Source organism: Pseudomonas sp. StFLB209 (genome assembly GCF_000829415.1).
Classification (GTDB): Bacteria; Pseudomonadota; Gammaproteobacteria; order Pseudomonadales; family Pseudomonadaceae; genus Aquipseudomonas.
This window is the reverse complement of sequence record NZ_AP014637.1, coordinates 1810237-1833727: the sequence shown is the minus strand read 5'-3', so window position 1 is coordinate 1833727 and position 23491 is coordinate 1810237. Positions and strand designations below refer to the sequence as shown.

Genomic DNA, 23491 nt, shown 5'->3' with positions numbered 1-23491 from the left:
GTGAACAGGGAGCGTTCACTTTTACAGCGTTGTTCACAGAGTTATCCACAGGTTGCGCACGTGTATCGGTGCGCTGCGGATCAGGGATGATCGTATGCCATTGTTTGAAAATCACTCAGTTTCACCGGCTGAACTTGAAGCCCGGCTGCGCTTGCACCGGTTACCTGATATCGGCCCGGCTCGCTTTACCCGACTCATCGAAGCCTTCGGCAGTGCCAGTGCGGCGCTGGCGGCACCGGCCAGTGCCTGGCGTTCCTTGCGTCTGCCCCAGGCCAGCAGCGAAGCCCGGCGTGCCCCTTTGGTGCGCGATGGGGCCAGCGCTGCGCTGGCCTGGATCGAGCGTGCGGGCCAGTATTTACTGATGTGGGACGACCCTGCCTACCCTGCCCTGCTGGCTGAAATCGCCGACCCGCCACCGCTGTTGTTCATCGCGGGCGACCCTGCTTTGCTCGAGCGCCCGCAACTGGCAATGGTCGGCAGCCGCCGTGCCTCAAAGCCGGGGCTGGACACCGCCAGTGCCTTTGCCCGCAGTCTGGCGGCTGGCGGATTGGTGATCACCAGCGGTCTGGCGCTGGGGGTGGATGGGGCTGTGCATCAGGCTGCGCTGGACGTGGGTGGCTCTACCATCGGGGTGTTGGGCACGGGGCTGGAAAATTTTTATCCACAGCGCAATCACGCCCTGGCCAGACGCATGATCGAGCAGCGTGGTGCAGTCATTTCCGAGTTTCCCCTTGATGCAGGTCCGCAAGCAGCCAACTTTCCGCGCCGCAACCGGATCATCAGCGGTCTGTCGTTGGGGGTGCTGGTGGTTGAGGCCAGCGTGCGCAGCGGCTCGCTGATCACCGCCCGGATGGCCGCCGAGCAAGGCCGTGAGGTGTATGCGATACCGGGGTCGATTCATCATCCCGGTGCACGGGGTTGTCACCAATTGATTCGCGATGGCGCAACATTGGTGGAAAGCGTCGAACACATCCTTGAAGGTCTGCGTCACTGGCAGGTGGCAAGCACGGTGGTCGAGCCTGCACTTCCGGCACCAGCCGCCCATCCGCTGCTGGCCCTGTTGCATGCCGCGCCGCAGACCAGCGAGGGTCTGATGCTCAGCAGTGGCTGGGCATTATCCAGAGTGCTGGCCGCGCTGACTGAGCTGGAGCTTGAAGGCCGGGTCAGTTGTGAGGGCGGGCGATGGTTCGCTGCCGGTGACTAAGGGTACACTGCCGCCCAATCTATTGGAGAGACAGCAATGGTCAACAGTTGGCGTGTGCAACAAGCCGCTCGTGAAGTCAGAGCCGGGGCGGTGATTGCCTATCCAACCGAAGCGGTTTGGGGGTTGGGCTGTGATCCTTGGGATGAAGAGGCGGTCTGGCGGCTGCTGGCAATCAAATCACGGCCGGTGGATAAGGGCCTGATTCTGGTCGCGGACAATATTCGCCAGTTCGACTTTTTGTTCGAGGACTTCCCCGAGCTTTGGATTGATCGCATGGCCAGTACCTGGCCCGGCCCGAATACCTGGCTGGTGCCACACCAGAACCTGCTGCCCGAATGGGTCACCGGCCAACACGACACCGTAGCCCTGCGGGTCACCAGCCACCCGCAGGTGCGCGAGCTGTGCGCACTGGTCGGGCCGCTGATTTCCACCTCCGCCAACCCGGCGGGCCGCCCTGCCGCGCGTTCACGGTTGCGGGTCGAGCAATACTTCCGCGGCCAGATCGACCACGTGCTCGGCGGCAGCCTGGGCGGGCGCCGTAATCCAAGCGTGATCCGTGATCTGGCGACCGGGCAGGTGGTTCGTCCCGGCTAGAGTCAATACTGCTCGATTAAGCACCACAAATCTTTGTGGGAGCGAGCTCTGCTCGCGACGAGACCAGTAAAATCACAGTATTTGTGGCGAATGCACCGCCGTCTTCGCTAGCAGGCTAGCTCCCACTGGGTCGGCGTTGTGCCGAGCACTTGGGCCAGGCACAAACCCGGTGGGAGTCGGCTCAGCCCACGAATGCTATGGCATGTCCACAGACAAACCGAAAGACTTGCACAGAGCCATAGAGTCTCCCACCAGGCCGATCAAGGAATCAGGATGGTCGAACCGGTGGTGCGGCGCGCCGCCAGTTCGGTCTGTGCCTGGGCTGCATCCTGCAGGGCGTACTGCTGGATGTCGTTGACCTTGATCTTGCCGCAGGCCAGCATGTCGAACAGCTCATCGGCCATGCTCTGCAGGCTTTGCGGGGTGTTGGCGTAACTGCCCAGGGTTGGTCGGGTGACGTACAGCGAACCTTTCTGGGCCAGCAGCCCCAAGTGGACGCCGGTCACCGCGCCCGAGGCATTGCCGAAGCTGACCAGCAGGCCACGCGGCGCCACGCAATCGAGTGAGGTCAGCCAGGTGTCCTTGCCCACGCTGTCATAGACCACCGGGCACTTCTTGCCGTCAGTCAATTCCAGCACCCGCTTGGCCACGTCTTCATGGCTGTAGTCGATGGTCTCCCAGGCGCCCAGGGCCTTGGCGTGAGCGGCTTTTTCCGCACTGCTGACCGTACCGATCAGGTTGGCGCCCAGCGCTTTGGCCCACTGGCAGGCCAGCGAACCGACGCCGCCGGCAGCGGCATGGAACAGGAAGGTTTCACCGGGTTTGATCTGGTAGGTCTGGCGCAGCAGGTACTGGGTGGTCAGACCCTTGAGCAGCACGGCGGCGGCCTGCTCGAAGCTGATCGCATCGGGCAGCTTGATCAGGTTGGCTTCTGGCAAGACATGAAATTCGCTGTAGCCGCCCAGCGGGCCGGTGCCATAGGCCACCCGGTCACCGACACTGAAACGGCTTACTTCACTGCCCACCGCCTCGACGACACCTGCGCCTTCATTGCCCAGACCGCTGGGCAGTTGTGCCGGGTACAGCCCGCTGCGGTAATAGGTATCGATGAAGTTCAGGCCGATGGCCCGGTTGCGTACTCGCACCTCCTGTGGGCCTGGCTCGGCGGGTTCGAAGTCGACGTACTCAAGGACTTCAGGGCCACCCGTCTTGCTGAACTGGATACGCTTTGCCATGTGCTCTCTCCATGATGTTGGATCCACTGTCTTCCCTATCGGACCCTTTCATGTGACGCACGTCAACTGCGAAGCCATTGCAGGCGATGTTATGCTACCCGCCACTTTGCCTGGAGCCCTTGTAGTCCGGGCTCCAGACGTTTTTAGGGAGCGCCATGAATAGCCGTACCGAAGTCGTCAAAGCCTATCTGCTCGACCTGCAAGACCGTATCTGCGCCGCGCTGGAGCATGAAGACGGTGGCGCGCACTTCATCGAAGATGCCTGGGCCCGTGAAGCCGGGGGCGGTGGCCGTACCCGGGTCATCGAGAACGGCGCGGTGGTCGAGAAAGGCGGCGTCAACTTTTCCCATGTATTTGGCAGCAGCCTGCCGCCGTCGGCCAGTGCCCATCGGCCCGAGCTGGCCGGGCGCGGCTTCCAGGCGCTGGGCGTGTCGCTGGTGATCCACCCGCGCAACCCGTACGTGCCGACCTCGCATGCCAACGTGCGGTTCTTTATCGCCGAAAAAGAAGGCGAAGAACCGGTCTGGTGGTTCGGTGGTGGCTTTGACCTGACCCCTTACTATGGCGTCGAGGAAGACTGCATCCACTGGCACCAGGTCGCCGAACGCGCCTGCGCACCCTTCGGTGCCGACGTGTACCCACGCTACAAGGCCTGGTGCGACAGCTATTTCCACCTCAAGCATCGCAACGAGCCGCGCGGCATTGGCGGGCTGTTCTTCGATGACCTGAACCAGTGGGACTTCGACACCAGCTTCGCCTTCATGCGCGCCATCGGCGATGCGTACCTGGAGGCCTACCTGCCCATCGTGCGCCGCCGCAAGGCCGCTGCCTGGACCGTGCAACAGCGCGAATTCCAGGAGTTCCGCCGTGGGCGTTATGTCGAGTTCAACCTGGTCTACGACCGTGGCACGCTGTTCGGCCTGCAATCGGGCGGGCGTACCGAATCGATCCTCATGTCCCTGCCGCCGCAGGTACGCTGGGGCTACGACTGGAAAGCCGCACCGGGCAGCGAAGAAGCACGCCTGACCGACTATTTCTTGCAGGACCGCGACTGGCTGGCCCTCGCCGCGCCCGACCAGACCCAGTGATCAACAGGAAGCCCAATGGACCACTACGTCGTCTTCGGTAACCCCATCGGCCACAGCAAATCGCCGCTGATTCACCGCCTGTTTGCCGAGCAGACCGGCCAGCAACTGGACTACAACACCGCACTGGCACCGCTGGACGGTTTTGCCGACTATGCCCGGGACTTCTTTGCGACTGGCCGGGGCGGTAACGTCACTGTGCCGTTCAAAGAGCAAGCCTTCGCCCTCGCCGACCAGTTGACCGAGCGCGCCCGCCGCGCCGGTGCGGTGAACACCCTGGCCAGGCAGGCCGACGGCACCTTGCTGGGTGACAACACTGACGGTGCCGGGCTGGTGCGTGACCTGACCGTCAACTGCGGCCTGGCGCTGCGCGGCAAACGCATCCTGCTGCTGGGGGCCGGTGGTGCCGTGCGCGGCGTGCTGGAGCCGCTGCTGGCCGAGCAACCCGAGGTCCTGGTGATTGCCAACCGTACCGTGGAAAAGGCCGAGCAACTGGCCCGCGAATTTGCTGATCTGGGGCCGCTGTCGGCCAGCGGCTTTGACTGGCTTGAAGAGCCGGTGGACGTGATCATCAATGCCACTTCGGCCAGCCTGTCCGGCGAGCTGCCGCCGATTGCGCCAAGCCTGATCGAGCCGGGCGTGACCTTCTGCTACGACATGATGTACGGCAAAGAGCCGACCGCCTTCTGCCGCTGGGCCAGCGAACACGGCGCCGTGCGCGTGGTGGACGGCCTGGGCATGCTGGTCGAACAGGCCGCTGAAGCATTTGTGTTGTGGCGCGGGGTTCGCCCTGACTCGGCACCGGTGCTGGCTGAAATGCGCCGGCTACTGGCCCAGGGCTGATCCGCTGCTCAGCGCGAAGCCTCGAACCTGACCGGGCACTGCTCGACGCCCTCCAGCTTCTGCAACTCTTCAACCACATGGGGCCGGGCGTTGCGCAGGGTCAGGCTGCGGTTCTGTTTGCCCAGCCGCCGGGCTTCCTGGTGCAGCATTTCGACCCCGGAGTAGTCGATGAAGTTGATGTGCTGGGCCTCGATCACCACATGCTGACCTTCGGTGCGCTGCAGGCGGCTTTGCAGGTAGTGGTTGACGCCGAAGAAGATCGAGCCGCCAAAGCGCAGGATTTCCTGGTCACCGTCGCGCCATTGCTGAACTTGCGGCTGTGAGGTGCGCTTGAGGTAGAAGAACAGCGAAGCCAGTACCCCGGCGTAAATTGCGGTTTGCAGCTCCATCAGCAGTGTCGCCACGCAGGTCAGGAGCATGACGAAGAACTCTGAACGGTTGACCCGCAACAGCGCGGCGATGCTCTTGCGATCCACCAGCCCCCAGCAGATCAACAGGATTGAGGCGGCCATGGCCGGAACCGGAATGTGCGCGATCAGCCCGGCGCCTGCCACCGCGAACAGCGCCACCCACAGCGCCGAGAACACCCCGGCCAGTTGCGAGTGTGCGCCGGCCTCATAACTGAGCGCGGCGCGGGTGAACGAGCCGGCCGACAGGTAGCCGGAAAACAGCGCACCGACCATGTTTGACAGGCCCTGTCCACGGACTTCCTGGTTGGCGTTGATCATCTGCTGCGAGCGCGCCGACAGCGAGCGGGCAATCGACAGGCTGTTGACCAGCCCGAGCATGCCCACGGCGACGGCAGTCGGCAGCAGGCGAATAATCAGTTCCAGATCCACAGTGAGCGGGCTGAACGGCGGCAGGTGGCCGACGAATGCCTTGACCAGCGGCACGTGACCGAACAGCGACGGCCACAGCCAGACCAGCAGGCTGCTGGCAACCAGGGCAATCAGCAAGGTGGGCCAGCGCGGCACCAGAGTTTTGAGCAGCATGCCCAGCGCCAGAGTCAGTACGCCCAGCGCCAGTGATACCGGGTCCAGTTCACCGGCATGCGTCATCAGCGCCATGAAGCTGTTCAGTGCGGTGCTCTGGCTGGGCAGGCTCAGGCCCATCAGGTTGGGCAGTTGGCCAAGGGCGATGACGATTGCCGCGCCGAGGGTGAAACCGACCACCACCGAGTGCGAGACGAAGTTGACCAGCGCGCCGAACCGCATCAGCCCCAGCAGCATCTGGAACGCCCCGGCGATGAAGGTCAGCAGCAGAATCAGGGCGATGTAATCCTGGCTGGCCGGCACCGCCAGCGGGCTGACACTGGCGTACAGCACCACGGAAATCGCCGCTGTCGGGCCGCAGATCAGGTGCCACGACGAACCCCACAAGCAGGCGATCAGCACCGGCACAATGGCCGCGTACAGTCCGTACTCCGGGGGTAGCCCGGCGATCAGCGCATAGGCGATCGATTGTGGCAGGGCGAGGATCGCCCCGCTCAGGCCCACCAACGCATCACGGCTGACACTCTGGCGGGTCTGCTGTGGCAGCCAGGCAAGAAAAGGCAGGTACTTGTGGCGCTTGAGCCGACCCATGGGTTCCTCATTGTGAATGGCTGTAGATCACCTGCCGCCCCGGCGCCGCGCCGTAGGACCGGCTTCAGCCGGGAAAACTTCGCGGCTAAAGCCGCTCCTACGGGATAACCATTAAAACTCAATGGTTTGCAGTTTTTTGATGAGGATCGCTGCAGCGGCGCGGTCTTCGCGGCTGAAGCGGATCGCCGCCCGGTTGCTGGTGCCAGCTTGATCAAAGTCCGGACTTTACCGCCGCCAATCCATCCTGGCCATCCAGGGTTTTCACCCCTTTGAGCCACTGCTCCAGCACCGCCGGGTTGGCCTTGATCCAGGCTTTGGCGGCGTCATGATTGCTGACTTTGTTGCTCACCACCTCAGACATGATGGTGTTTTCCATGTCCAGAGTGAAGCTCAGGTTGCTGAACAACTGTGCAGCGTTCGGGCAGGCCTGGGCATAGCCCTTGCGGGTCACGGTATAGACCGAGCCGGTTGCGCCGAAGTATTTCTCGCCGCCCTTGAGGTAATGCATGCCTTTGATCTGCACGTTCATTGGGTGTGGGGTCCAGCCGAGGAACACCACGAACGCCTTGCGCTTCACATTGCGGTTCACTTCCGCGAGCATCGCTTGCTCGCTCGATTCCACCAGCTTCCAGTTACCCAGGCTGAACTCGTTGTTCTTGATGATTTCCTGCAACGACAGGTTGGCCGGCGCACCGGCGCCGATGCCGTAGATCTTCTTGCCGAATTTGTCGGCGAATTTCTCCAGGTCGGCAAAATCATGGACCCCGGCCTCCCACACATAGTCCGGTACGGCCAGGGTGAATTCGGTGCCTTCAAGGTTTTTGCTCAGTTGCGTGACCTCGCCGCTGGCAATGAACTTGTCATGAAAGCCCTGTTGGGCCGGCATCCAGTTACCGAGAAATACATCCAGCTGGCCGTCCTTGAGGCCGCCATAGGCAATCGGTACGGCCAGGGTATCGACCTTGGCGCTGTAGCCGAGGCCATCGAGCAACAGACCTGCGACCGCGTTGGTGGCGGCGATATCGCTCCAGCCCGGATCGGCCATCTTCACGGTCTTGCAGCTTTGCGGGTCAGCCTGGGCCGCTGCGCTGCCCAGGGTCAGGATGCTTGCCATCAGTGCTACGGATAACGTCTTCATGCAGATGCCCTTTGAAGTTATTGGTCTTGGCAGAAGTCGGATCAAACGCGTCAGGGGGTGGGGAAGCGTGCGCGGCGCTCCAGGTCGTCCAGGTCGATGTGGTTGCGCATGTACTGCTGGCTGGCATCGACCAGTGGCTGGTGGTCCCAGCTCTTGAGTTTGCCGCTGGCCAGCGCCTTGGCCACAAAGCGGCGGCGGCGCTGGCTGGCGAGTACCTGTTGGTGGATCGCCGGGATGTCCCAGCGTTCACGTGCCTCGGCCAAAAATGCCTCGAACAGCGCACGGTGGGCCGCTGACTGGCTGAGGTCTTGTTGTTCCTGCGGATCGTTGTGCACATCGAACAACAGGCACGGGTCCTGTTCCGAGTAGATGAACTTCCAGGTGCCGCGGCGGATCATCATCAGTGGGCTGGTGGTGCCTTCGGCCATGTATTCGCCAAAGACCTCGTCATGCCCGTCGCTGCCTTGCAGGTGTGGCAACAGCGAGCGGCCATCGAGCGGCAGGTTGTCATCCACTCGCCCTGCGGCCAGCTCGACCAGGGTCGGCAGCAGGTCGGCGGTAGACACCGCCGCACTGACCCGCCGCGCCGCGAACTGCCCCGGTGCATGAATCAGCAGCGGCACCCGGGCGGCCATTTCGAACCAGTGCATTTTGTACCAGAGGCCGCGCTCGCCGAGCATGTCGCCGTGGTCACCGGAGAACACGATGATGGTGTCCTCGGCCAGGCCGGTGTCTTCCAGGGTCTGCAAGAGCTTGCCAATGTTGTGGTCGATGTAGCTGCAAGCGCCGAAGTAGGCACGCCGGGCGTCACGGATTTTGTGTTCGGGCAGCGGTTTGTCCCATAGATCGTAGACCTTGAGCAGCCGTTGCGAGTGTGGGTCCAGCGCATTCTGATCGGCGTGGGCCACCGGCATCGGAATTTCGTCGTCGCTGTACAGGTCCCAGAACGCCTTGGGAATGGTGTACGGGTCATGCGGGTGAGTCATCGACACGGTCAGGCAAAACGGCGCATCGCCGTCCTGGCGCACATGGTCGAATAGATACTGCTGGGCCTTGAACACCACCTCTTCGTCGAAATCCAGCTGGTTGGTGCGCACACAGGGACCGGCCTGCAACACCGACGACATATTGTGATACCAGCTTGGGCGCACATCGGGCTCGTCCCAGTTCACCGCCCAGCCGTAGTCGGCCGGGTAGATGTCGCTGGTCAGCCGTTCTTCATAGCCGTGCAACTGGTCCGGGCCGCAGAAGTGCATCTTGCCCGACAGCGCGGTGCGGTAGCCGAGGCTGCGCAGGTAGTGCGCGTAGGTCGGAATGTCGGCAGGAAAGTCCGCTGCGTTGTCGTAGGCGCCGATCTTGCTCGGCAACTGGCCGCTGACCAGCGTGAAACGCGATGGCGCGCACAGCGGGCTGTTGCAGTAGGCCGCCTCGAACACCACCGCTTCGCGGGCCAGGCGGCTCAGGTTGGGCAACTTGATTGGCGAAGGCGCATAGATCGGCAGAATGGGCGCGGCCATCTGATCGGCCATGATGAAAAGAATGTTGTTGCGTTTCATTGCGCGGCATCCCATTGCGAGGGTTTATGCGAAAGTGGTGTAGTCCAGCATGGAGCTGGCGGTTTTTCCGGTAAAGCCCATGCATCGCAATGACTAGGATAAGTGCAGCTTATGTTTGAGAGCCTTGGCGGACAGTCACTGGACCTGCTGCGGGTATTCGAGGCCGCAGCCCGCTCGCGCAGCTTTACCGCGGCGGCCAGCGAGCTGGGCACCACCCAGCCGGCGATCAGCCAGCAGATCAAGCGCCTGGAAGAACAGCTGGCGACCCGGCTGTTCGACCGGGTGTATCGCGGCATCGCCCTGACCGAGGCCGGAGAAGAACTGTTCAGCCACGTGCAGGCCGGTCTGCAGTCCATCGATTCTGGCCTGACCGCCATTACCCGGCGGCATCAGCATGAAGTGCTGCAGGTCGCCACAGATTTTGCCTTTGCCGCCTACTGGCTGATGCCGCGCCTGCATCGCTTTCACCAGCTCAACCCGGACGTGGATGTCAGCCTGGTCACCAGTGAGCGCAGCCACGGCATGTTGCGCGCCGATATCGATGTGGCGGTGCTGTTCGGCGATGGGCGTTTTCAGCAGGGGCAGAGCCACTGGTTGTTCAGCGAAGAAGTGTTTCCGGTATGCAGCCCGCGCTTGCTGGGTGGTTGCCCGCCGCCTCTGGCGCTGGAAGTTTTGCGCGAGTTGCCGTTGCTGCACCTGCGCAACCAAGGCAGCCTGTGGTTCGATTGGGCGGGCGTGTTTCGTGCCCTCGGCATCGAACAGGCACCGACTCCCGGCCAGTTGCGCTTCGACAATTACACCCTGTTGATCCAGGCTGCCATTGGCGGGCAAGGCGTTGCATTGGGCTGGCGGCATCTGGTCGATAACCTGATTGAGCAAGGGCTGCTGTGCCGGCCGATCAGTGCCAGCGTCATGTCCGCGTCGGGTTATTACCTGGTGCTACCGCAACGCAAACGCCGCCTGCCACTGATCCAGCAATTCGTTGACTGGTTGATCAGCGAGCAGTCGGATAGCCAGGCGTCATTGGCCGGTCAGCCACTGCCGCCGATTGCAGTCTGAGCGTCTGGCGTGGGATAACGAGGCATCTTTGATTGAATGTGAAGGAGCACGGTAATGCCGCAAATCCACGGCTATCACGCCCACGTGTATTTCGATGCACAGACCATCGACCAGGCCCGCGCCTTGTGCGAGGCTGCCACGGCGAAATTTGAAATCCAGATGGGCCGGGTGCATCAGCAATTGGTCGGGCCACATCCGGACTGGAGCTGCCAGCTGGCATTCGCCCACAAGGACTTTGCCGACATCGTGCTGTGGTTGGCGCTGAATCGTAAGCAACTGGTGGTGTTCCTGCATCCGTTGACCGGCGACGAACTGGCCGATCATACGGCGCATGCGATCTGGATGGGCGCGGTACGTCCGCTGAATCTGGACGTGTTCGAACGCTGAACAGCTTTGCTGTAGGAGCGGCTTTAGCCGCGAAGCCCTGCGCCGCTAAAGCTGCGCGATAAAGCTGTGCCGGGCGATTCCCCGCCGGGATCTGCGTCTTGCTCAAGTAATAAATCCGACGCAAACCCGGTGGGAGGCGGCTCTGCCGGCGAAAGCAGCGCATAGCGCTGCCAAAGGGCATTACCTCAATTCAGCACACCATCGAGAATCGCATAGACAATCCCGGTGCCGACCGCGATCAATACGATATCCGTGCCGGTACGGCGCCATTCATAGCCCTGATAATGCGGCAGTTCGCGCAGCGCCCTGGCATCCAGGCGCTTGCCATAGCCGGGCGGCAGCGGCTTGCCCTTGACGATGTGCACATGGGGCGGCAACGGCTGACCACGACCAATTAACTCGCGGTGCTGCTGGAACTGCTGGCGCACCGGGCCGAAGTCTTGCGGTGGGCCTTTACCGCCATGGTTGTCATGGCCGCGTCCGGGTTTGTCTGCCGGTCCTTGCTGATGACCGCCGCGCTCGTCGCGACCATGGCCACGATCATCCGGCGGCGCGGCCTGCAACAAGGTGCTGGCGCTGATCATCAGGATACCGAGGCCGGCAACAATGCGGTTTGGCAATTTCATGGGTGGCGCTCCTGCATGCGGCAATGAAAAAGGGGTTCACGACACGAGTCGTGAACCCCTCAAGTCTTGCCATTTAGAGCGGCGCAAAGCCCCGCAATTCCTCTGTATCAGGATCTTTACCCAGGCTTACAAAGCCGTTACCACGTCCTTCGCGGCTAAAGCCGCTCCTACGGACCGTATACGTAGGAGCGGCTTCAGCCGCGAAGAATTCGACCTAGGTCCGAGCGCTTCGCACACCTTCGGCCAGCGCGGCGCACAGACTCAACACGCCATCGATCGCTTTGTCTGGCGATTGAGCCTTGGCGATCTGGTCGACCAGTGCCGAACCGACCACCACTCCGTCCGCCAGCCTGGCGATGGCCGCTGCCTGTTCCGGGGTGCGGATGCCGAAGCCGACACTGATGGGCAGCGTGGTATGGCGGCGCAGACGTTCGATGGCTTCAGTCACCTGGTCGGTGGTCGCAGAACCGGCGCCGGTCACGCCGGCTACCGATACGTAGTAGACGAAGCCGGAGCTGCGCTCCAGCACTTTGGGCAGGCGGGCGTCGTCGGTGGTCGGAGTGGTCAGGCGGATGAAGTCGATGCCCGACGCCTGGGCCGGGGTCGCCAGCTCGGCGTCGTGCTCTGGCGGCAGGTCAACGATAATCAGGCCGTCGACCCCGGCTTGTTTGGCCTGGGCCACGAAGGCTTCGACGCCAAAGCGGTGGATCGGGTTGTAGTAACCCATCAGTACGATTGGCGTGCTGTTGTCGTCGGCACGGAACTCGCGGACCATCTGCAGGGTTTTCGCCAGGGTCTGGCCGGCATCCAGAGCGCGCAGGGTCGCCAACTGAATCGCCACGCCATCGGCCATCGGGTCGGTGAACGGCATGCCCAGTTCGATCACGTCGGCGCCTGCGGCCGGCAGGCCCTTGAGGATTTTCAGCGAGGTGTCGTAGCCAGGATCGCCTGCGGTGATAAAGGTCACCAGGGCGGAGCGGCCTTCGGCCTTGAGCTGGGCAAAACGGTGTTCGAGACGGCTCATGCCTGCTTCTCCTGGTTCTGTTCGGCCGCAGCCATGTGGTTCATCACGGTTTGCATGTCTTTGTCGCCACGGCCCGAGAAGCACACCACCATCAGGTGATCCTTGGGCAGCGTCGGCGCCCGGCGAATGGCTTCGGCCAGGGCGTGGGACGTTTCCAGCGCCGGAATGATGCCTTCCAGGCGGCAGCACTTATGGAAGGCGTCGAGGGCTTCGTTATCGGTGATGCTGACGTATTCGACGCGCTTAATCTCATGCAACCAGGCGTGTTCCGGGCCGATACCCGGATAGTCCAGGCCGGCGGAAATCGAGTGGGCGTCGTCGATCTGACCGTCTTCGTTCTGCAGCAGATAGGTACGGTTGCCGTGCAGCACGCCGGGTACGCCGCCATTGAGGCTGGCCGCGTGCTTGTCGGTGTCGACGCCATGGCCACCGGCTTCAACGCCGATGATCTGTACCCCGCTGTCATCCAGGAACGGGTGGAACAGGCCCATGGCGTTGGAGCCGCCACCGACGCAGGCGACCAGGCTGTCGGGCAGCCGACCTTGCTTCTCCAGCATCTGTTCTTTGGCTTCTTTGCCGATCACCGACTGGAAGTCACGAACCATCGCCGGGTACGGGTGTGGGCCGGCCACGGTGCCGATCAGGTAGAAGGTGTTGTCGACGTTGGTCACCCAGTCGCGCAGGGCTTCGTTCATCGCATCCTTGAGGGTGCCGGTGCCGGAGGTGACCGGCACGATTTCGGCGCCCAGCAGCTTCATGCGGAACACGTTGGCCTGCTGACGCTCGATGTCGGTCGCGCCCATGTAGATCACGCAAGGGATCCCGAAGCGTGCTGCAACAGTGGCGGTGGCCACGCCGTGCATGCCGGCGCCGGTCTCGGCGATCAGGCGGGTCTTGCCCATGCGCTTGGCCAGCAACACCTGGCCGATGCAGTTGTTGATCTTGTGCGCGCCGGTGTGGTTCAGCTCTTCACGCTTGAAGAAAATTTTCGCGCCGCCCAAGTCATCACTCAGGCGCTCGGCGTAGTACAGCGGGTTGGGACGGCCGACGTAATCGCGCTGAAAGTAGGCCAGTTGCTCGGCGAAGGTCGGATCCTGTTTGGCGGCTTCGTACTCGCGGTTCAGGTCGAGAATCAGCGGCATCAGGGTTTCAGCGACGTAGCGGCCGCCGAACGAGCCGAACAGGCCGTTGGCATCGGGGCCGTTACGCAAAGTGGTCTGGGTCATGAGCTACTCCGGGTGCACTGGGGCAAATGAGTTGAGCCGTATGGGCAATGGGTACACTTTAACCAGCGCATGGCGCGCTGAAAACCGATAAGATCGCCGCAACCTGTCAGGAAAACTCAACTGTTATGAGCCGTGACTTGCCCCCGCTCAATGCCTTGCGTGCCTTCGAGGCCGTTGCCCGCCTGGGCAGCGTCAGCCAGGCCGCTGAACAGCTGCATGTGACCCATGGCGCGGTAAGTCGCCAACTCAAGCTGCTGGAAGAGCATTGGGGGGTCAGCCTGCTGCGCAAGGATGGGCGTGGCCTTAAACTCACAGATGCCGGTATCCGGCTGCGCGATGTCAGCGCCGAAGTGTTCGATAAATTGCGTGCCGTGTCGGCCGAGTTGAGCCAGGGCAGCGCCGACGCACCGTTCGTGCTCGGCTGTTCCGGCAGCCTGTTGGCGCGCTGGTTCATTCCGCGTCTGGGGCGTTTGAATGCCGAGTTGCCCGACCTGCGCTTGCACTTGTCTGCCGGTGAAGGCGATCTGGACCCCCGGCGTCCGGGGCTTGATGCCCTGCTGGTGTTCGCCGAGCCACCCTGGCCGGCTGACATGCAGGTGCTGGAGCTGGCCCGCGAGCGGATCGGCCCGGTACTCAGTCCGCATTTCGCCCGTTTTGAGCAACTGCGCCAGGCGCCGGCCCAGGCGTTGCTGAGTGAGTCGTTGTTGCACACCACGTCACGGCCACAGGCCTGGCCAAGCTGGGCGCAACACAATGGCATCGACCCGCAGGCGCTGCGGTTCGGGCAAGGTTTCGAGCATCTGTATTACTTGCTGGAGGCGGCGGCTGCCGGCCTGGGGGTCGCCATTGCGCCACAGCCGCTGGTCGCGGACGACCTGCGGGCCGGGCGTCTGGCAGCGCCGTGGGGGTTCAGTGAAACCCCGGCGCAGCTCGCGCTGTGGGTGCCGCGCCGGGCCGCTGACGGGCGTGCCCGGCAACTGGCCCAGTGGCTACGCGAGGAGTTGAACAGCGCGCGCTGATCAGTCGCCGCGTTTGCACAGCAGGTAGGCGGCCAGCAGGCCCAGTGCGCCGACCGCTACACCGGCGGTGGTCCATGGATGGTCCTGAGCGTAATCGCGGGTGGCGATGGCGTTTTCCCGGGTCTTGACCTTGACGTCTTCGTAGACATCGCTGAGCAGCCCGCGGGAATGACCCAGAGCGCGTTCGGCACTGGCCTTGAGGCTCTTGAGGGTCTTGTGCGACTCCTCGGATGCATCGGCCTTCAGGCTTTCCAGCGACTTGAGCAGACTTTCGATCTCTGCTTCAACGCTTTGCAGCGAAGCCTTGCGAAGGGAAGAACTAGCCATGGTATTTCTCCTGCAGTGATGAGTGGCGTGTGTTGATTCCGACTACGGCCCTTTTGAAAAGTGCAGTCGAAAATCCTCCGGCTTTTTGCCGGCTGAACTTTTGCAGCGCTTGGGCACACAGAAACAGGGAGCGGCACGCCTGCTACGCTCGTTATGACCATCAAGGAGAATTGCCATGAGCGACCATCGCACCTACAAGAAGATCGAGTTGATCGGCTCGTCTACCACCTCGATTGAAGACGCCATCAACAACGCCCTGGCCGAAGCCAGCAAAAGCCTGACCCATCTGGAGTGGTTCGAAGTGACCGAAACCCGCGGTCATATCGAGAACGGCAAGGTGGCGCACTTCCAGGTCACCATCAAAGTCGGCTTCCGGATTGCCAATAGCTGAAGCACGTCACATTTGAGTGAGTCGGCCACTGAACCTTCAGACTGGCTCACTGCCCTATTTTGCGCGACACCTTCTCAGCCCGTTCACGGGCACCTTTTTGCAGTCAAAAACGGAGATGTGCTCATGAAGCGACTCATGCTGGCGGTAGGTTTGTTGACTCTGGCAGGTACAGCCGCTGCGGCGGGTAAACCTTGTGAAGAACTGAAGTCGGAAATCGACGCCAAACTGCAGGCCAAAGGCGTTACGTCCTATAGCCTGGAAGTAGTTGAAAAAGGCAGCGCCACCGACCAGCAGGTGGTCGGCAGCTGCGATGGCGGCACCAAGGAAATCGTCTACAAGCGTGGCTGAGGTGCCGGCTCAGAGGCGGGCTTTGTAGGAGCTGCTTTAGCAGCGAAGCTTTCGCGGATAAACGGATCGCCGCCCGGCCGCTCCTACGGGACCGCAGATCAGCCCTTGGCCACCTGCGCCAGGATCTCGAACGAGCGCAGACGGTCGGTGTGCTCGAACAGGTCGCAGGTGAAGATCAGTTCATCGGCCTCGGTCTGTTCCAGCAGCACGTCCAGTTTGGCGCGGATCTTCTCCGGGCCGCCAATCACGGCCAGGCCCAGAAAGCTCATCACCGCTTCGCGCTCATGGGGCAGCCACAACCCGTCCATGTCCGGTACCGGTGGGCGTTGCACCAGGCTATGGCCGCGCATCAGTGCCAGAATGCGCCGGTACACCGAGGTCGCCAGGTACTCGGCCTGCTCATCGCTGTCAGCCGCCACCAGTGGCACACCCAGCATCACATAGGGTTTATCGAGCACTTCAGAAGGCTGGAAGTGGTTGCGATAGACGCGAATCGCCTCGTGCATGTAGCGCGGCGCGAAGTGTGAGGCGAAGGCATACGGCAGGCCGCGCATTCCGGCCAGTTGCGCGCTGAACAGGCTTGAACCGAGCAGCCAGATCGGCACCTCGGTGCCATAACCTGGCACTGCGATCACTTTTTGCTCAGGCGTACGCGGCCCCAGATACTTCACCAGTTCGGCAACATCATCCGGAAAATCATCGGCACTGCCCGAGCGCTCCCGACGCAGCGCACGCGCGGTCATCTGGTCCGAGCCCGGCGCCCGGCCCAGCCCCAGATCAATGCGGCCCGGATACAGGCTGGCCAGGGTGCCGAACTGCTCGGCGATCACCAGCGGTGCATGGTTGGGCAGCATCACCCCACCGGCCCCCACGCGAATCGTCGACGTACCGCCGGCCAGATAGCCGAGCAGCACCGAGGTGGCGGAGCTGGCAATGCCGTCCATGTTGTGGTGCTCGGCCACCCAGAAGCGGTTGAAACCGAGTTTCTCGACATGTCGGGCCAGGTCCAGCGAGCGGTGCAAGGCATCGGCCGGGCCTTTGTCTTCGCGCACGGGCACCAGGTCGAGGGTGGAAATCTTGATATCGGACAGGCGTTTCATAAGCCGCGCATGCTCCTTTGAGTGACGTGAGCGGACTCAAGGCCCGTAATAACTCAAGCAATGAGGGCCAAGCGATGGGTTTTCAATGGCAGCTGATGAAATTTCCTACCTTAGTAGTAGGAATTAGCTCTTTGAACTTCCCCTGTGGCCCAGCCTCAGAACTCTTGTTGCTGTACGAAAAATGACCCGTTCACAAGGAGAGACCATGTCCATCGTCAAGAAAGCATCTGCTCATTGGGAAGGCGACCTGAAAGAAGGGATTGGCCACATTTCCACGGAAACCGGCGTGTTGCGTGAAGCCCCGTATGGCTTCAAGGCACGTTTCGAGGGCGGCAAAGGCACTAACCCGGAAGAACTGATCGGCGCTGCGCATGCCGGCTGCTTCTCTATGGCTTTTTCGATGATTCTCGGCGACGCCGGGCTGAAGGCCAAAAGCATCGACACCCAGGCCGAAGTGACACTGGAGAAGCAGGAAGGTGGTTTTGCGATCACTGAAATCAACCTGATTCTCAAGGCAAACATCCCCGGTGCCACGGAAGATCAGTTCCGTGAATTGGCCACCAAGGCCAAGGAAGGTTGCCCGGTTTCCAAAGTGCTCAACGCATCGATCACTCTGCAGGCGACCCTGGTCAATTGATGAATACGGCAGTCTGGTATCACGCCAGACTGCCGTGGGCGAACTCGATGAGCGGTAGTCAGGTCCAACCAGTATCGGCACAGCAGTGTGTGCCTTGTACGAAGGGATCGACCATGAAACGTCTGCTCGCTGCTTTGACCTGCACCCTCCTGGCCACCGGCGCCATGGCCGCGCCGAAATCCTGTGACGAGCTCAAGGATGAAATCGAAGCGCGGATTCAGGCCAATAATGTCACCTCCTACACTCTGGAAATCGTCAGCAATGACGAGGTTCATGACCCGAGTATGGTGGTCGGCAGTTGCGCCAATGGCACGCATAAAATCATCTATCAGAATAACGACCGCTAATTAGATGCAATGCATGTCCGAGTCGCGAGCAACCTCCTGCCGCTGCGCGTCATACAGCCGCGCTTCGATGTCATTGGCGAGCGAGCGTACTTGCAGGCGATAACGCTGCCCGGCCTTGAAACCATCGTAATCGACATGGATAAAACAGGTGATGTCGGTGTAGTCGTCACTGAACATGCCCATTGCCGCACCTGAGCGATACTCATAGTCGTAGCGCACCACCAATTGGTGGCGGCCAGGCGTCACCTGGAAATAGCGCCCGTCGTAGGTGTTCTCACCGTCGAGCTTGTCAGCCATCACCAGCCTGCCGGTCATGGTGTTGAGATCGACCCAGGCCAGGGCCGGATCATGGATTGGCAAGGGACCTGCACATCCGCTCAGGATGCCGAAGGCCAGAACAGGTAGTATGCGACGCATGACAGGCTCCAGATAGACGAGTGGCGATGATAGTGGCCGCGACTGTCGCTGTCCTCACCCTCTTCAGGATTGGTATTTCAGGGCGTCGTATGCCAGGACTTGATGTTTCGCGTCTTCGTTGTGGTCTGCTCATACTGTTGGCAACGCTGCTCGGCGGTTGTTCCAGTCTTTCCTACTACGGCCAGTTGGCGACCGGGCAATGGCAGTTATTGCAGGCCCGCGAGCCGGTGGCCGATGTAATCGCCGACCCAGGCCGTGACCCGGCATTGCGCAAGCATCTGGCCCTGGCCCAGCAGGCCCGGCGGTTTGCCAGCGAAACACTGCACCTGCCGGATAACCGCAGCTATCGGCTGTATGCCGACATTGGCCGACCGTTCGTGGTCTGGAATGTGTTTGCCACCGACGAATTTTCGCTGGACCCGTTGAGCCACTGCTTCCCGATTGCCGGTTGTGTGGCTTATCGCGGCTATTACAGCCTGGGCGGTGCGCGGGGAGAGGCGGCGCTGCAACGGCAGGCTGGCAAGGATGTGTTCGTGGCCGGTATCGAAGCCTATTCGACCCTGGGCTGGTTCAGTGATCCGATCCTTAACACCATGCTGGGCTGGGGTGACGAGCGTCTGGCAACGCTGATCTTCCATGAACTGGCCCATCAGCGTTTCTATGTCAAAGATGACACCGCATTCAACGAGTCGTATGCCAGCTTCGTCGAGCAGGAAGGCACCCGCCAGTGGCGCGCCGCCCGTGGGTTACCGGCTGTGCGTGAGCGCCGCGCCGGGCAGCGCGAGGCTTTGACCCGCCTGGTGCTCGACACGCGCCAGCGTTTGCGCGCTTTATATACCCAGCCATTGCCCGCGACGTTGATGCGCGAACGCAAGGCCGCCGAGTTCGAGCGGCTGCGCCAGGAATATCGCGCGCTGCGCGATCAGCAATGGCCGGGCGACAAGCGCTTCGATGCCTGGATCAATGCGCCGCTGAACAACGCCAAACTGCTGCCCTTTGGCCTTTATGAGCAATGGGTGCCGGCTTTTGCCGGGTTGTTTGCGCAGGTCAACCGCGACTGGCCGGCCTTTTACGCGCGGGTCGAACAGCTGGGCAAACTGGCACCGACCGAACGCCAGGCCGCATTGCAAGCGCTGATACCGATCGCCCCGGTAACCCCGATTACCCCGTAGGAGCGGCTTTAGCCGCGAAGGCTTCCCGGCTAAAGCGGATCGCCGCCCGGCGGCTCCTACGATTGGATCGCCATAAACCCCCGATGCAGTTCTGCCACGCTCGGGTAGTGATACTCCGGCGCTTCGGCCAGCAGTTCTTCGGCGCTGCCGAACCCATAACCCACTGCCGCGACCTGCAAGCCGTTGCGCCGTCCACCGATCAGGTCGTGTTTGCGGTCGCCGATCATCAGGGTCTGGGCCGGGTCGAGTCGCTCTTCGGCCAGCAGGTGGGCGATCAGCTCGACCTTGTCGGTGCGGGTGCCGTCCAGCTCGCTGCCGTAGATCACCTTGAAGTGCCGGGCAAAGTCGAAATGCCGGGCGATCTCCCGGGCGAATACCGACGGTTTGGAGGTGGCGACATACAAGGTGCGACCCTGACCGCTCAAGGTTTCCAGCAACTGCGGGATACCGTCGAACACCAGGTTCTCGTACAGCCCGGTGACCTTGAAGCGCTCACGGTAGAAATTCACCGCCTCCCAGGCCTTGGCCTCGTCCATGGCATAGGACTGCATGAACTGCTGCAACAGCGGTGGGCCGATGAAGTGTTCCAGCCGGGTGATGTCGGGTTCGTCGATGCCCAGCTTGCCCAGGGCAAACTGGATTGAGCGGGTGATGCCCAGACGCGGGTCGGTCAGGGTGCCGTCGAGGTCGAACAGGATGTTTTGTTGGTACATGGATGCTCGCGGGTCAATGGGGCCTGAAATTCAAAGCTGATCGAAGCCTTCAGCCAGATGCTGGTCCTTGAGCTTCACATAATTGCTGGCGCTGTAGGGAAAGAACGCGATCTCTTTCTCGGTCAAGGGGCGTACCTGTTTCACGGGTCTGCCGACATACAGAAAACCGCTTTCCAGCACCTTGCCTGGCGGCACCAGGCTGCCGGCGCCGATGATCACTTGGTCCTCGACCACCGCGCCATCCATGAGGGTGCTGCCCATGCCGATCAGGATTCGATTACCGATCCGGCAGCCATGCAACATGCATTTATGGCCGATGGTGACCTCATCACCGATCAACAGCGGGAAACCGTCGGGGTTGAAGGGGCCGGCGTGAGTGATGTGCAGCACGCTGCCGTCTTGCACGCTGGTGCGGCTGCCGATACGGATCCGGTGCATGTCGCCGCGCACCACGGTCAGAGGCCACACCGAACTGTCGGCACCGATCTGCACATCGCCGATCACCACTGCCGAACTGTCGACGAAGGCCCGCTCGCCGAGGGCCGGGGTGTGCTGCTGGAACTTGCGAATGGCCACGATAGCCTCCTTCTTTATTCGTGATAGAGCGGGAATCAAGGTTTCAGGGCTGCTTATGGCGTCGATTGTAATTAAGATGGCCGAGTGTTTCTTCCAGCCAAGGTGCAAAACCGTGAGCGCGAACAACCCTCTTCTGCAACCGTACGACCTGCCTCCTTTCTCGGCGATCCGTGCCGAGCACGTAAAACCGGCCATTGACCAGATTCTGGCCGACAACCGCGCGGCCATTGCGAGCATTCTTGCCCAACAGGGCGAGCAGCCGGACTGGGCCGGGCTGATCCTGGCGCTGGATGAAGTCAATGATCGGCTGGGCGCGGCCTGGAGCCCGGTCAGCCACCTCAATGCAGTGTGCAACAGCGCCGAGCTGCGTGAAGCCTATGAGTCGTGCCTGCCCGCGCTGAGCGCCTATTCCACCGAGATGGGCCAGAACCGTACGCTGTTCCAGGCCTATGAGGCCCTGGCGGCCAGCCCGGCGGCGGCCGGTTTCGATGTTGCCCAGAAGACCATTGTTGAGCATGCGTTGCGCGACTTCCGTTTGTCGGGCATCGATCTGCCGCCCGAGCAGCAGAAGCGCTACGCCGAAGTGCAGAGCAAGCTGTCGGAGCTGGGCAGCCAGTTCTCCAATCAGTTGCTCGACGCGACCCAGGCCTGGACCAAACTGGTCACTGACGAGGCAGCGCTCGATGGCCTGACCGAATCGGCCAAGCAGCAGATGGCTGCCGCCGCGCAGGCCAAGGATCTGCAGGGCTGGCTGATTACCCTGGAGTTCCCTAGCTATTACGCGGTGATGACCTACGCCAACGACCGTGCGCTGCGCCAGGAGCTGTACACCGCCTACTGCACTCGCGCCTCGGATCAAGGCCCGAACGCCGGGCAGAATGACAACGGCCCGGTGATGGAGCAGATCCTCGATCTGCGCCAGGAACTGGCCGCCCTGCTGGGTTTTGCCAACTTTGCCGAACTGAGCCTGGCGACCAAGATGGCCGAGTCCAGCGACCAGGTGCTGAGCTTCCTGCGTGACCTGGCGGTGCGCAGCAAGCCGTTCGCCGCCCAGGACCTGCAACAGCTCAAGGCCTTCGCTGCCGAGCAGGGTTGCCCGGACCTGCAAAGCTGGGACACCGGTTACTACGGTGAAAAACTCCGTGAGCAGCGCTACAGCGTGTCGCAGGAAACCGTGCGCGCCTGGTTCCCGATCGACAAGGTGCTGGGCGGCCTGTTCAGCATCGTGCAGCGCTTGTACGGCATCGAAATCAACGAGCTGAGCGGCTTCGACACTTGGCATCCGGATGTGCGCCTGTTCGAAATCAAGGAAAACGGCCAGCACGTCGGGCGCTTCTTCTTCGACCTCTACGCCCGTGCCAACAAGCGCGGCGGTGCCTGGATGGATGGCGCCCGTGACCGTCGGCGCACCGCTGGCGGCCAGTTGCAGAGCCCGGTGGCCAACCTGGTGTGCAACTTCACCCCGGCCTCGCCCGGCAAGCCGGCGCTGCTGACCCACGATGAAGTCACCACGCTGTTCCACGAGTTCGGTCACGGCCTGCATCACCTGCTGACCCGCATCGAGCATGCCGGTGTGTCGGGCATCAACGGTGTGGCCTGGGACGCGGTGGAGCTGCCGAGCCAGTTCATGGAGAACTGGTGCTGGGAGCCTGAAGGGCTGGCGCTGATCTCCGGCCACTATGAAACCGGCGAGCCGCTGCCGCAGGACCTGCTGGAAAAAATGCTCGCGGCGAAGAATTTCCAGTCCGGGCTGATGATGGTCCGTCAGCTGGAGTTCTCGTTGTTCGACTTCGAGCTGCACGCCACCCATGGCGACGGCCGTAGCGTGCTGCAGGTTATTGAAGGGGTGCGTGACGAAGTCTCGGTGATGCGTCCGCCCGCCTACAACCGCTTTGCCAACGGCTTTGCGCATATCTTTGCCGGCGGCTACGCGGCTGGTTACTACAGCTACAAATGGGCTGAAGTGCTGTCGGCCGATGCGTTCTCGAAATTCGAAGAAGACGGCGTGCTCAATGCCGAGACCGGCCGGGCTTTCCGCGAGGCGATTCTGGCCCGTGGCGGCTCCCAGGCACCGATGGTGCTGTTCGTCGATTTCCGCGGACGCGAGCCATCGATTGACGCACTCTTGCGCCATTGCGGCCTGAGTGAGGAAGCGGCATGAGCGATGGCCCCGTGGTCACTCCAAAACGCTTTATCGCCGGGGCGGTGTGCCCGGCGTGCAGCGAGCCCGACAAGCTCAAGATGTGGAGCGAAGACGGGGTTCCGCACCGTGAGTGCGTGAACTGCGGCTACAGCGACACCCTCAACGAGCAGGGCCTGTCGGTGCCCAAAGAGCTGGGCACCCGGGTCAACCGGGTCGAAGTCAAACCGGCCAACCCCAAGGTGCAGGGCGTGCAGTTCTTCCCTAATCCGAAGCTCAAGAAGCCGGTTGATCCGGGCTGATATCGCCGAACGGCTCCGGAGTCTGCAAAGCAGGCTCCGGCACCGTTGTCAAAAATGGGGCTTCAGCACGGCGGGCGGGTCCGGCCCTCAGCAGCCCCTGCACTTCAGAAAGGCTCTGGCCAGGTCGTAAAGAACCTCGTCTGGCGGCATGTCGTAATCATCCTGGGAGCCATTCAAGTCTTCATCCCAGGCAGGCTTTTCAAATTCGTCCTCGCCGTCCGGCGATAAAACACGCGCCACGCTGACCGGTTCTGCCTCGGCGTCTTCGAAAAACTCGATCTGAATTTCAATGGCGCTGCCCCTTCGGACGGTGTAGGCAGTCAGGTGTATTTCGTAGTCATTGGCCATCATCCACCTCGCATCAATAAAGGATTGCGATGACTCGGGAACCGAGCAATAGCTGCCGGAGCACGGTAGCCCTCGTTTCAGGCCGGGTCTACTG

27 protein-coding genes are annotated in these 23491 nt (G+C 62.0%); 14 read left to right on the top strand and 13 right to left on the bottom strand.

Going from position 1 to position 23491, the window contains the following annotated elements; translation table 11 throughout:
• Positions 1–94 precede the first annotated feature (94 nt).
• Positions 95–1204: a DNA-processing protein DprA gene (gene dprA / locus PSCI_RS08535; protein WP_045485268.1), complete on the top strand. Its 1110-nt coding sequence runs from the start codon at positions 95–97 to the stop codon at positions 1202–1204.
• 36 nt (positions 1205–1240) lie between these two features.
• On the top strand, positions 1241–1798 hold the full coding sequence (locus tag PSCI_RS08530) for an L-threonylcarbamoyladenylate synthase (protein ID WP_045485265.1): 558 nt from the start codon (positions 1241–1243) through the stop codon (positions 1796–1798).
• A 260-nt stretch (positions 1799–2058) separates the two neighbouring features.
• Here PSCI_RS08530 and PSCI_RS08525 read toward each other — a convergent pair whose 3' ends face one another.
• The gene (locus tag PSCI_RS08525) at positions 2059–3033 is read right to left on the bottom strand and encodes an NADPH:quinone reductase (RefSeq protein WP_045485262.1); all 975 of its coding nucleotides are present in this window, start codon (positions 3031–3033) and stop codon (positions 2059–2061) included.
• A gap of 155 nt (positions 3034–3188) precedes the next feature.
• Between PSCI_RS08525 and hemF the strand changes: the two genes are divergently transcribed.
• Together hemF and aroE are read left to right on the top strand one after the other, a co-directional pair.
• A complete protein-coding gene (hemF, locus tag PSCI_RS08520; RefSeq protein ID WP_045485259.1) occupies positions 3189–4121 on the top strand; it encodes an oxygen-dependent coproporphyrinogen oxidase in 933 nt (310 codons plus the stop codon).
• 15 nt (positions 4122–4136) lie between these two features.
• Entirely contained in the window at positions 4137–4961 is an 825-nt protein-coding gene (gene aroE / locus PSCI_RS08515) for a shikimate dehydrogenase (RefSeq protein WP_045485256.1), read from the top strand.
• Positions 4962–4969: 8 nt separating this feature from the next.
• On the opposite strand, the gene PSCI_RS08510 is transcribed toward aroE, so the two are convergent.
• The 3 genes from PSCI_RS08510 to betC all read right to left on the bottom strand — a co-directional run bounded on the left by PSCI_RS08510 (position 4970) and on the right by betC (position 9238).
• A complete protein-coding gene (locus tag PSCI_RS08510; RefSeq protein ID WP_045485253.1) occupies positions 4970–6544 on the bottom strand; it encodes a SulP family inorganic anion transporter in 1575 nt (524 codons plus the stop codon).
• 211 nt (positions 6545–6755) lie between these two features.
• Positions 6756–7682 carry a choline ABC transporter substrate-binding protein gene (locus PSCI_RS08505; RefSeq protein WP_045485250.1) on the bottom strand — a complete coding sequence of 309 codons (927 nt, stop codon included), beginning with the start codon at positions 7680–7682 and terminating at the stop codon, positions 6756–6758.
• Positions 7683–7732: 50 nt separating this feature from the next.
• Positions 7733–9238 carry a choline-sulfatase gene (gene betC / locus PSCI_RS08500; RefSeq protein WP_045485247.1) on the bottom strand — a complete coding sequence of 502 codons (1506 nt, stop codon included), beginning with the start codon at positions 9236–9238 and terminating at the stop codon, positions 7733–7735.
• 111 nt (positions 9239–9349) lie between these two features.
• Between betC and PSCI_RS08495 the strand changes: the two genes are divergently transcribed.
• Both PSCI_RS08495 and PSCI_RS08490 read left to right on the top strand, forming a co-directional pair.
• Positions 9350–10297 (top strand): choline sulfate utilization transcriptional regulator, encoded by a 948-nt coding sequence (locus PSCI_RS08495; RefSeq protein WP_045485244.1) that lies wholly within the window; start codon positions 9350–9352, stop codon positions 10295–10297.
• A gap of 54 nt (positions 10298–10351) precedes the next feature.
• Positions 10352–10684, top strand: a complete 333-nt coding sequence (locus tag PSCI_RS08490) for a DOPA 4,5-dioxygenase family protein (RefSeq protein WP_045485242.1) — start codon at positions 10352–10354, stop codon at positions 10682–10684.
• A 185-nt stretch (positions 10685–10869) separates the two neighbouring features.
• Here PSCI_RS08490 and PSCI_RS08485 read toward each other — a convergent pair whose 3' ends face one another.
• From PSCI_RS08485 to trpB, 3 genes are all read right to left on the bottom strand, one after another.
• Positions 10870–11310, bottom strand: coding sequence for an anti-virulence regulator CigR family protein (locus PSCI_RS08485; RefSeq protein WP_045485239.1), 441 nt, complete (start codon positions 11308–11310; stop codon positions 10870–10872).
• A 214-nt stretch (positions 11311–11524) separates the two neighbouring features.
• Positions 11525–12334, bottom strand: a complete 810-nt coding sequence (gene trpA / locus PSCI_RS08480) for a tryptophan synthase subunit alpha (RefSeq protein WP_045485236.1) — start codon at positions 12332–12334, stop codon at positions 11525–11527.
• Positions 12331–13560, bottom strand: a complete 1230-nt coding sequence (gene trpB, locus PSCI_RS08475; protein ID WP_045485233.1) for a tryptophan synthase subunit beta — start codon at positions 13558–13560, stop codon at positions 12331–12333. The genes trpA and trpB overlap by 4 nt, the downstream gene beginning before the upstream one ends.
• A 77-nt stretch (positions 13561–13637) precedes the next feature.
• On the opposite strand from trpB, the gene PSCI_RS08470 reads away from it, so the two are divergent.
• Positions 13638–14579, top strand: coding sequence for a LysR family transcriptional regulator (locus PSCI_RS08470; RefSeq protein ID WP_045485230.1), 942 nt, complete (start codon positions 13638–13640; stop codon positions 14577–14579).
• Here the strand turns inward: PSCI_RS08470 and PSCI_RS08465 are convergent, their stop codons facing one another.
• The gene (locus PSCI_RS08465) at positions 14580–14906 is read right to left on the bottom strand and encodes a DUF883 family protein (RefSeq protein ID WP_045485227.1); all 327 of its coding nucleotides are present in this window, start codon (positions 14904–14906) and stop codon (positions 14580–14582) included. It abuts the gene before it with no gap.
• A 175-nt stretch (positions 14907–15081) separates the two neighbouring features.
• On the opposite strand from PSCI_RS08465, the gene PSCI_RS08460 reads away from it, so the two are divergent.
• Together PSCI_RS08460 and PSCI_RS08455 are read left to right on the top strand one after the other, a co-directional pair.
• Positions 15082–15297 (top strand): dodecin, encoded by a 216-nt coding sequence (locus PSCI_RS08460; protein ID WP_045485225.1) that lies wholly within the window; start codon positions 15082–15084, stop codon positions 15295–15297.
• A gap of 123 nt (positions 15298–15420) precedes the next feature.
• The gene (locus PSCI_RS08455) at positions 15421–15645 is read left to right on the top strand and encodes a DUF1161 domain-containing protein (protein ID WP_045485223.1); all 225 of its coding nucleotides are present in this window, start codon (positions 15421–15423) and stop codon (positions 15643–15645) included.
• Positions 15646–15743: 98 nt separating this feature from the next.
• Here PSCI_RS08455 and PSCI_RS08450 read toward each other — a convergent pair whose 3' ends face one another.
• Positions 15744–16745: an LLM class flavin-dependent oxidoreductase gene (locus PSCI_RS08450; protein ID WP_045485221.1), complete on the bottom strand. Its 1002-nt coding sequence runs from the start codon at positions 16743–16745 to the stop codon at positions 15744–15746.
• Positions 16746–16950: 205 nt separating this feature from the next.
• On the opposite strand from PSCI_RS08450, the gene PSCI_RS08445 reads away from it, so the two are divergent.
• Positions 16951–17382 (top strand): OsmC family protein, encoded by a 432-nt coding sequence (locus PSCI_RS08445; protein WP_045485219.1) that lies wholly within the window; start codon positions 16951–16953, stop codon positions 17380–17382.
• 113 nt (positions 17383–17495) lie between these two features.
• Positions 17496–17729 carry a DUF1161 domain-containing protein gene (locus PSCI_RS08440; RefSeq protein ID WP_045485217.1) on the top strand — a complete coding sequence of 78 codons (234 nt, stop codon included), beginning with the start codon at positions 17496–17498 and terminating at the stop codon, positions 17727–17729.
• Here PSCI_RS08440 and PSCI_RS08435 read toward each other — a convergent pair whose 3' ends face one another.
• Entirely contained in the window at positions 17730–18146 is a 417-nt protein-coding gene (locus tag PSCI_RS08435) for a PA0061/PA0062 family lipoprotein (RefSeq protein ID WP_045485215.1), read from the bottom strand.
• Between the two features lie 89 nt (positions 18147–18235).
• Here PSCI_RS08435 and PSCI_RS08430 point away from each other — a divergent pair, with 89 nt between their 5' ends.
• Positions 18236–19318 carry an aminopeptidase gene (locus PSCI_RS08430; RefSeq protein WP_045485213.1) on the top strand — a complete coding sequence of 361 codons (1083 nt, stop codon included), beginning with the start codon at positions 18236–18238 and terminating at the stop codon, positions 19316–19318.
• A 56-nt stretch (positions 19319–19374) separates the two neighbouring features.
• On the opposite strand, the gene PSCI_RS08425 is transcribed toward PSCI_RS08430, so the two are convergent.
• Positions 19375–20031 carry an HAD family hydrolase gene (locus PSCI_RS08425; protein WP_045485211.1) on the bottom strand — a complete coding sequence of 219 codons (657 nt, stop codon included), beginning with the start codon at positions 20029–20031 and terminating at the stop codon, positions 19375–19377.
• A 30-nt stretch (positions 20032–20061) separates the two neighbouring features.
• Positions 20062–20607 carry a gamma carbonic anhydrase family protein gene (locus PSCI_RS08420; protein ID WP_045485209.1) on the bottom strand — a complete coding sequence of 182 codons (546 nt, stop codon included), beginning with the start codon at positions 20605–20607 and terminating at the stop codon, positions 20062–20064.
• Between the two features lie 76 nt (positions 20608–20683).
• On the opposite strand from PSCI_RS08420, the gene prlC reads away from it, so the two are divergent.
• Both prlC and PSCI_RS08410 read left to right on the top strand, forming a co-directional pair.
• Complete coding sequence (gene prlC / locus PSCI_RS08415) at positions 20684–22768, top strand: oligopeptidase A (RefSeq protein ID WP_162484346.1); 2085 nt, start codon at positions 20684–20686, stop codon at positions 22766–22768.
• A complete protein-coding gene (locus PSCI_RS08410) occupies positions 22765–23049 on the top strand; it encodes a YheV family putative zinc ribbon protein (protein WP_045485205.1) in 285 nt (94 codons plus the stop codon). Before prlC ends, PSCI_RS08410 begins: the two co-directional genes overlap by 4 nt.
• Before the next feature lie 87 nt (positions 23050–23136).
• Here the strand turns inward: PSCI_RS08410 and PSCI_RS08405 are convergent, their stop codons facing one another.
• Complete coding sequence (locus PSCI_RS08405) at positions 23137–23397, bottom strand: hypothetical protein (RefSeq protein ID WP_144403215.1); 261 nt, start codon at positions 23395–23397, stop codon at positions 23137–23139.
• Positions 23398–23491 lie beyond the last annotated feature (94 nt).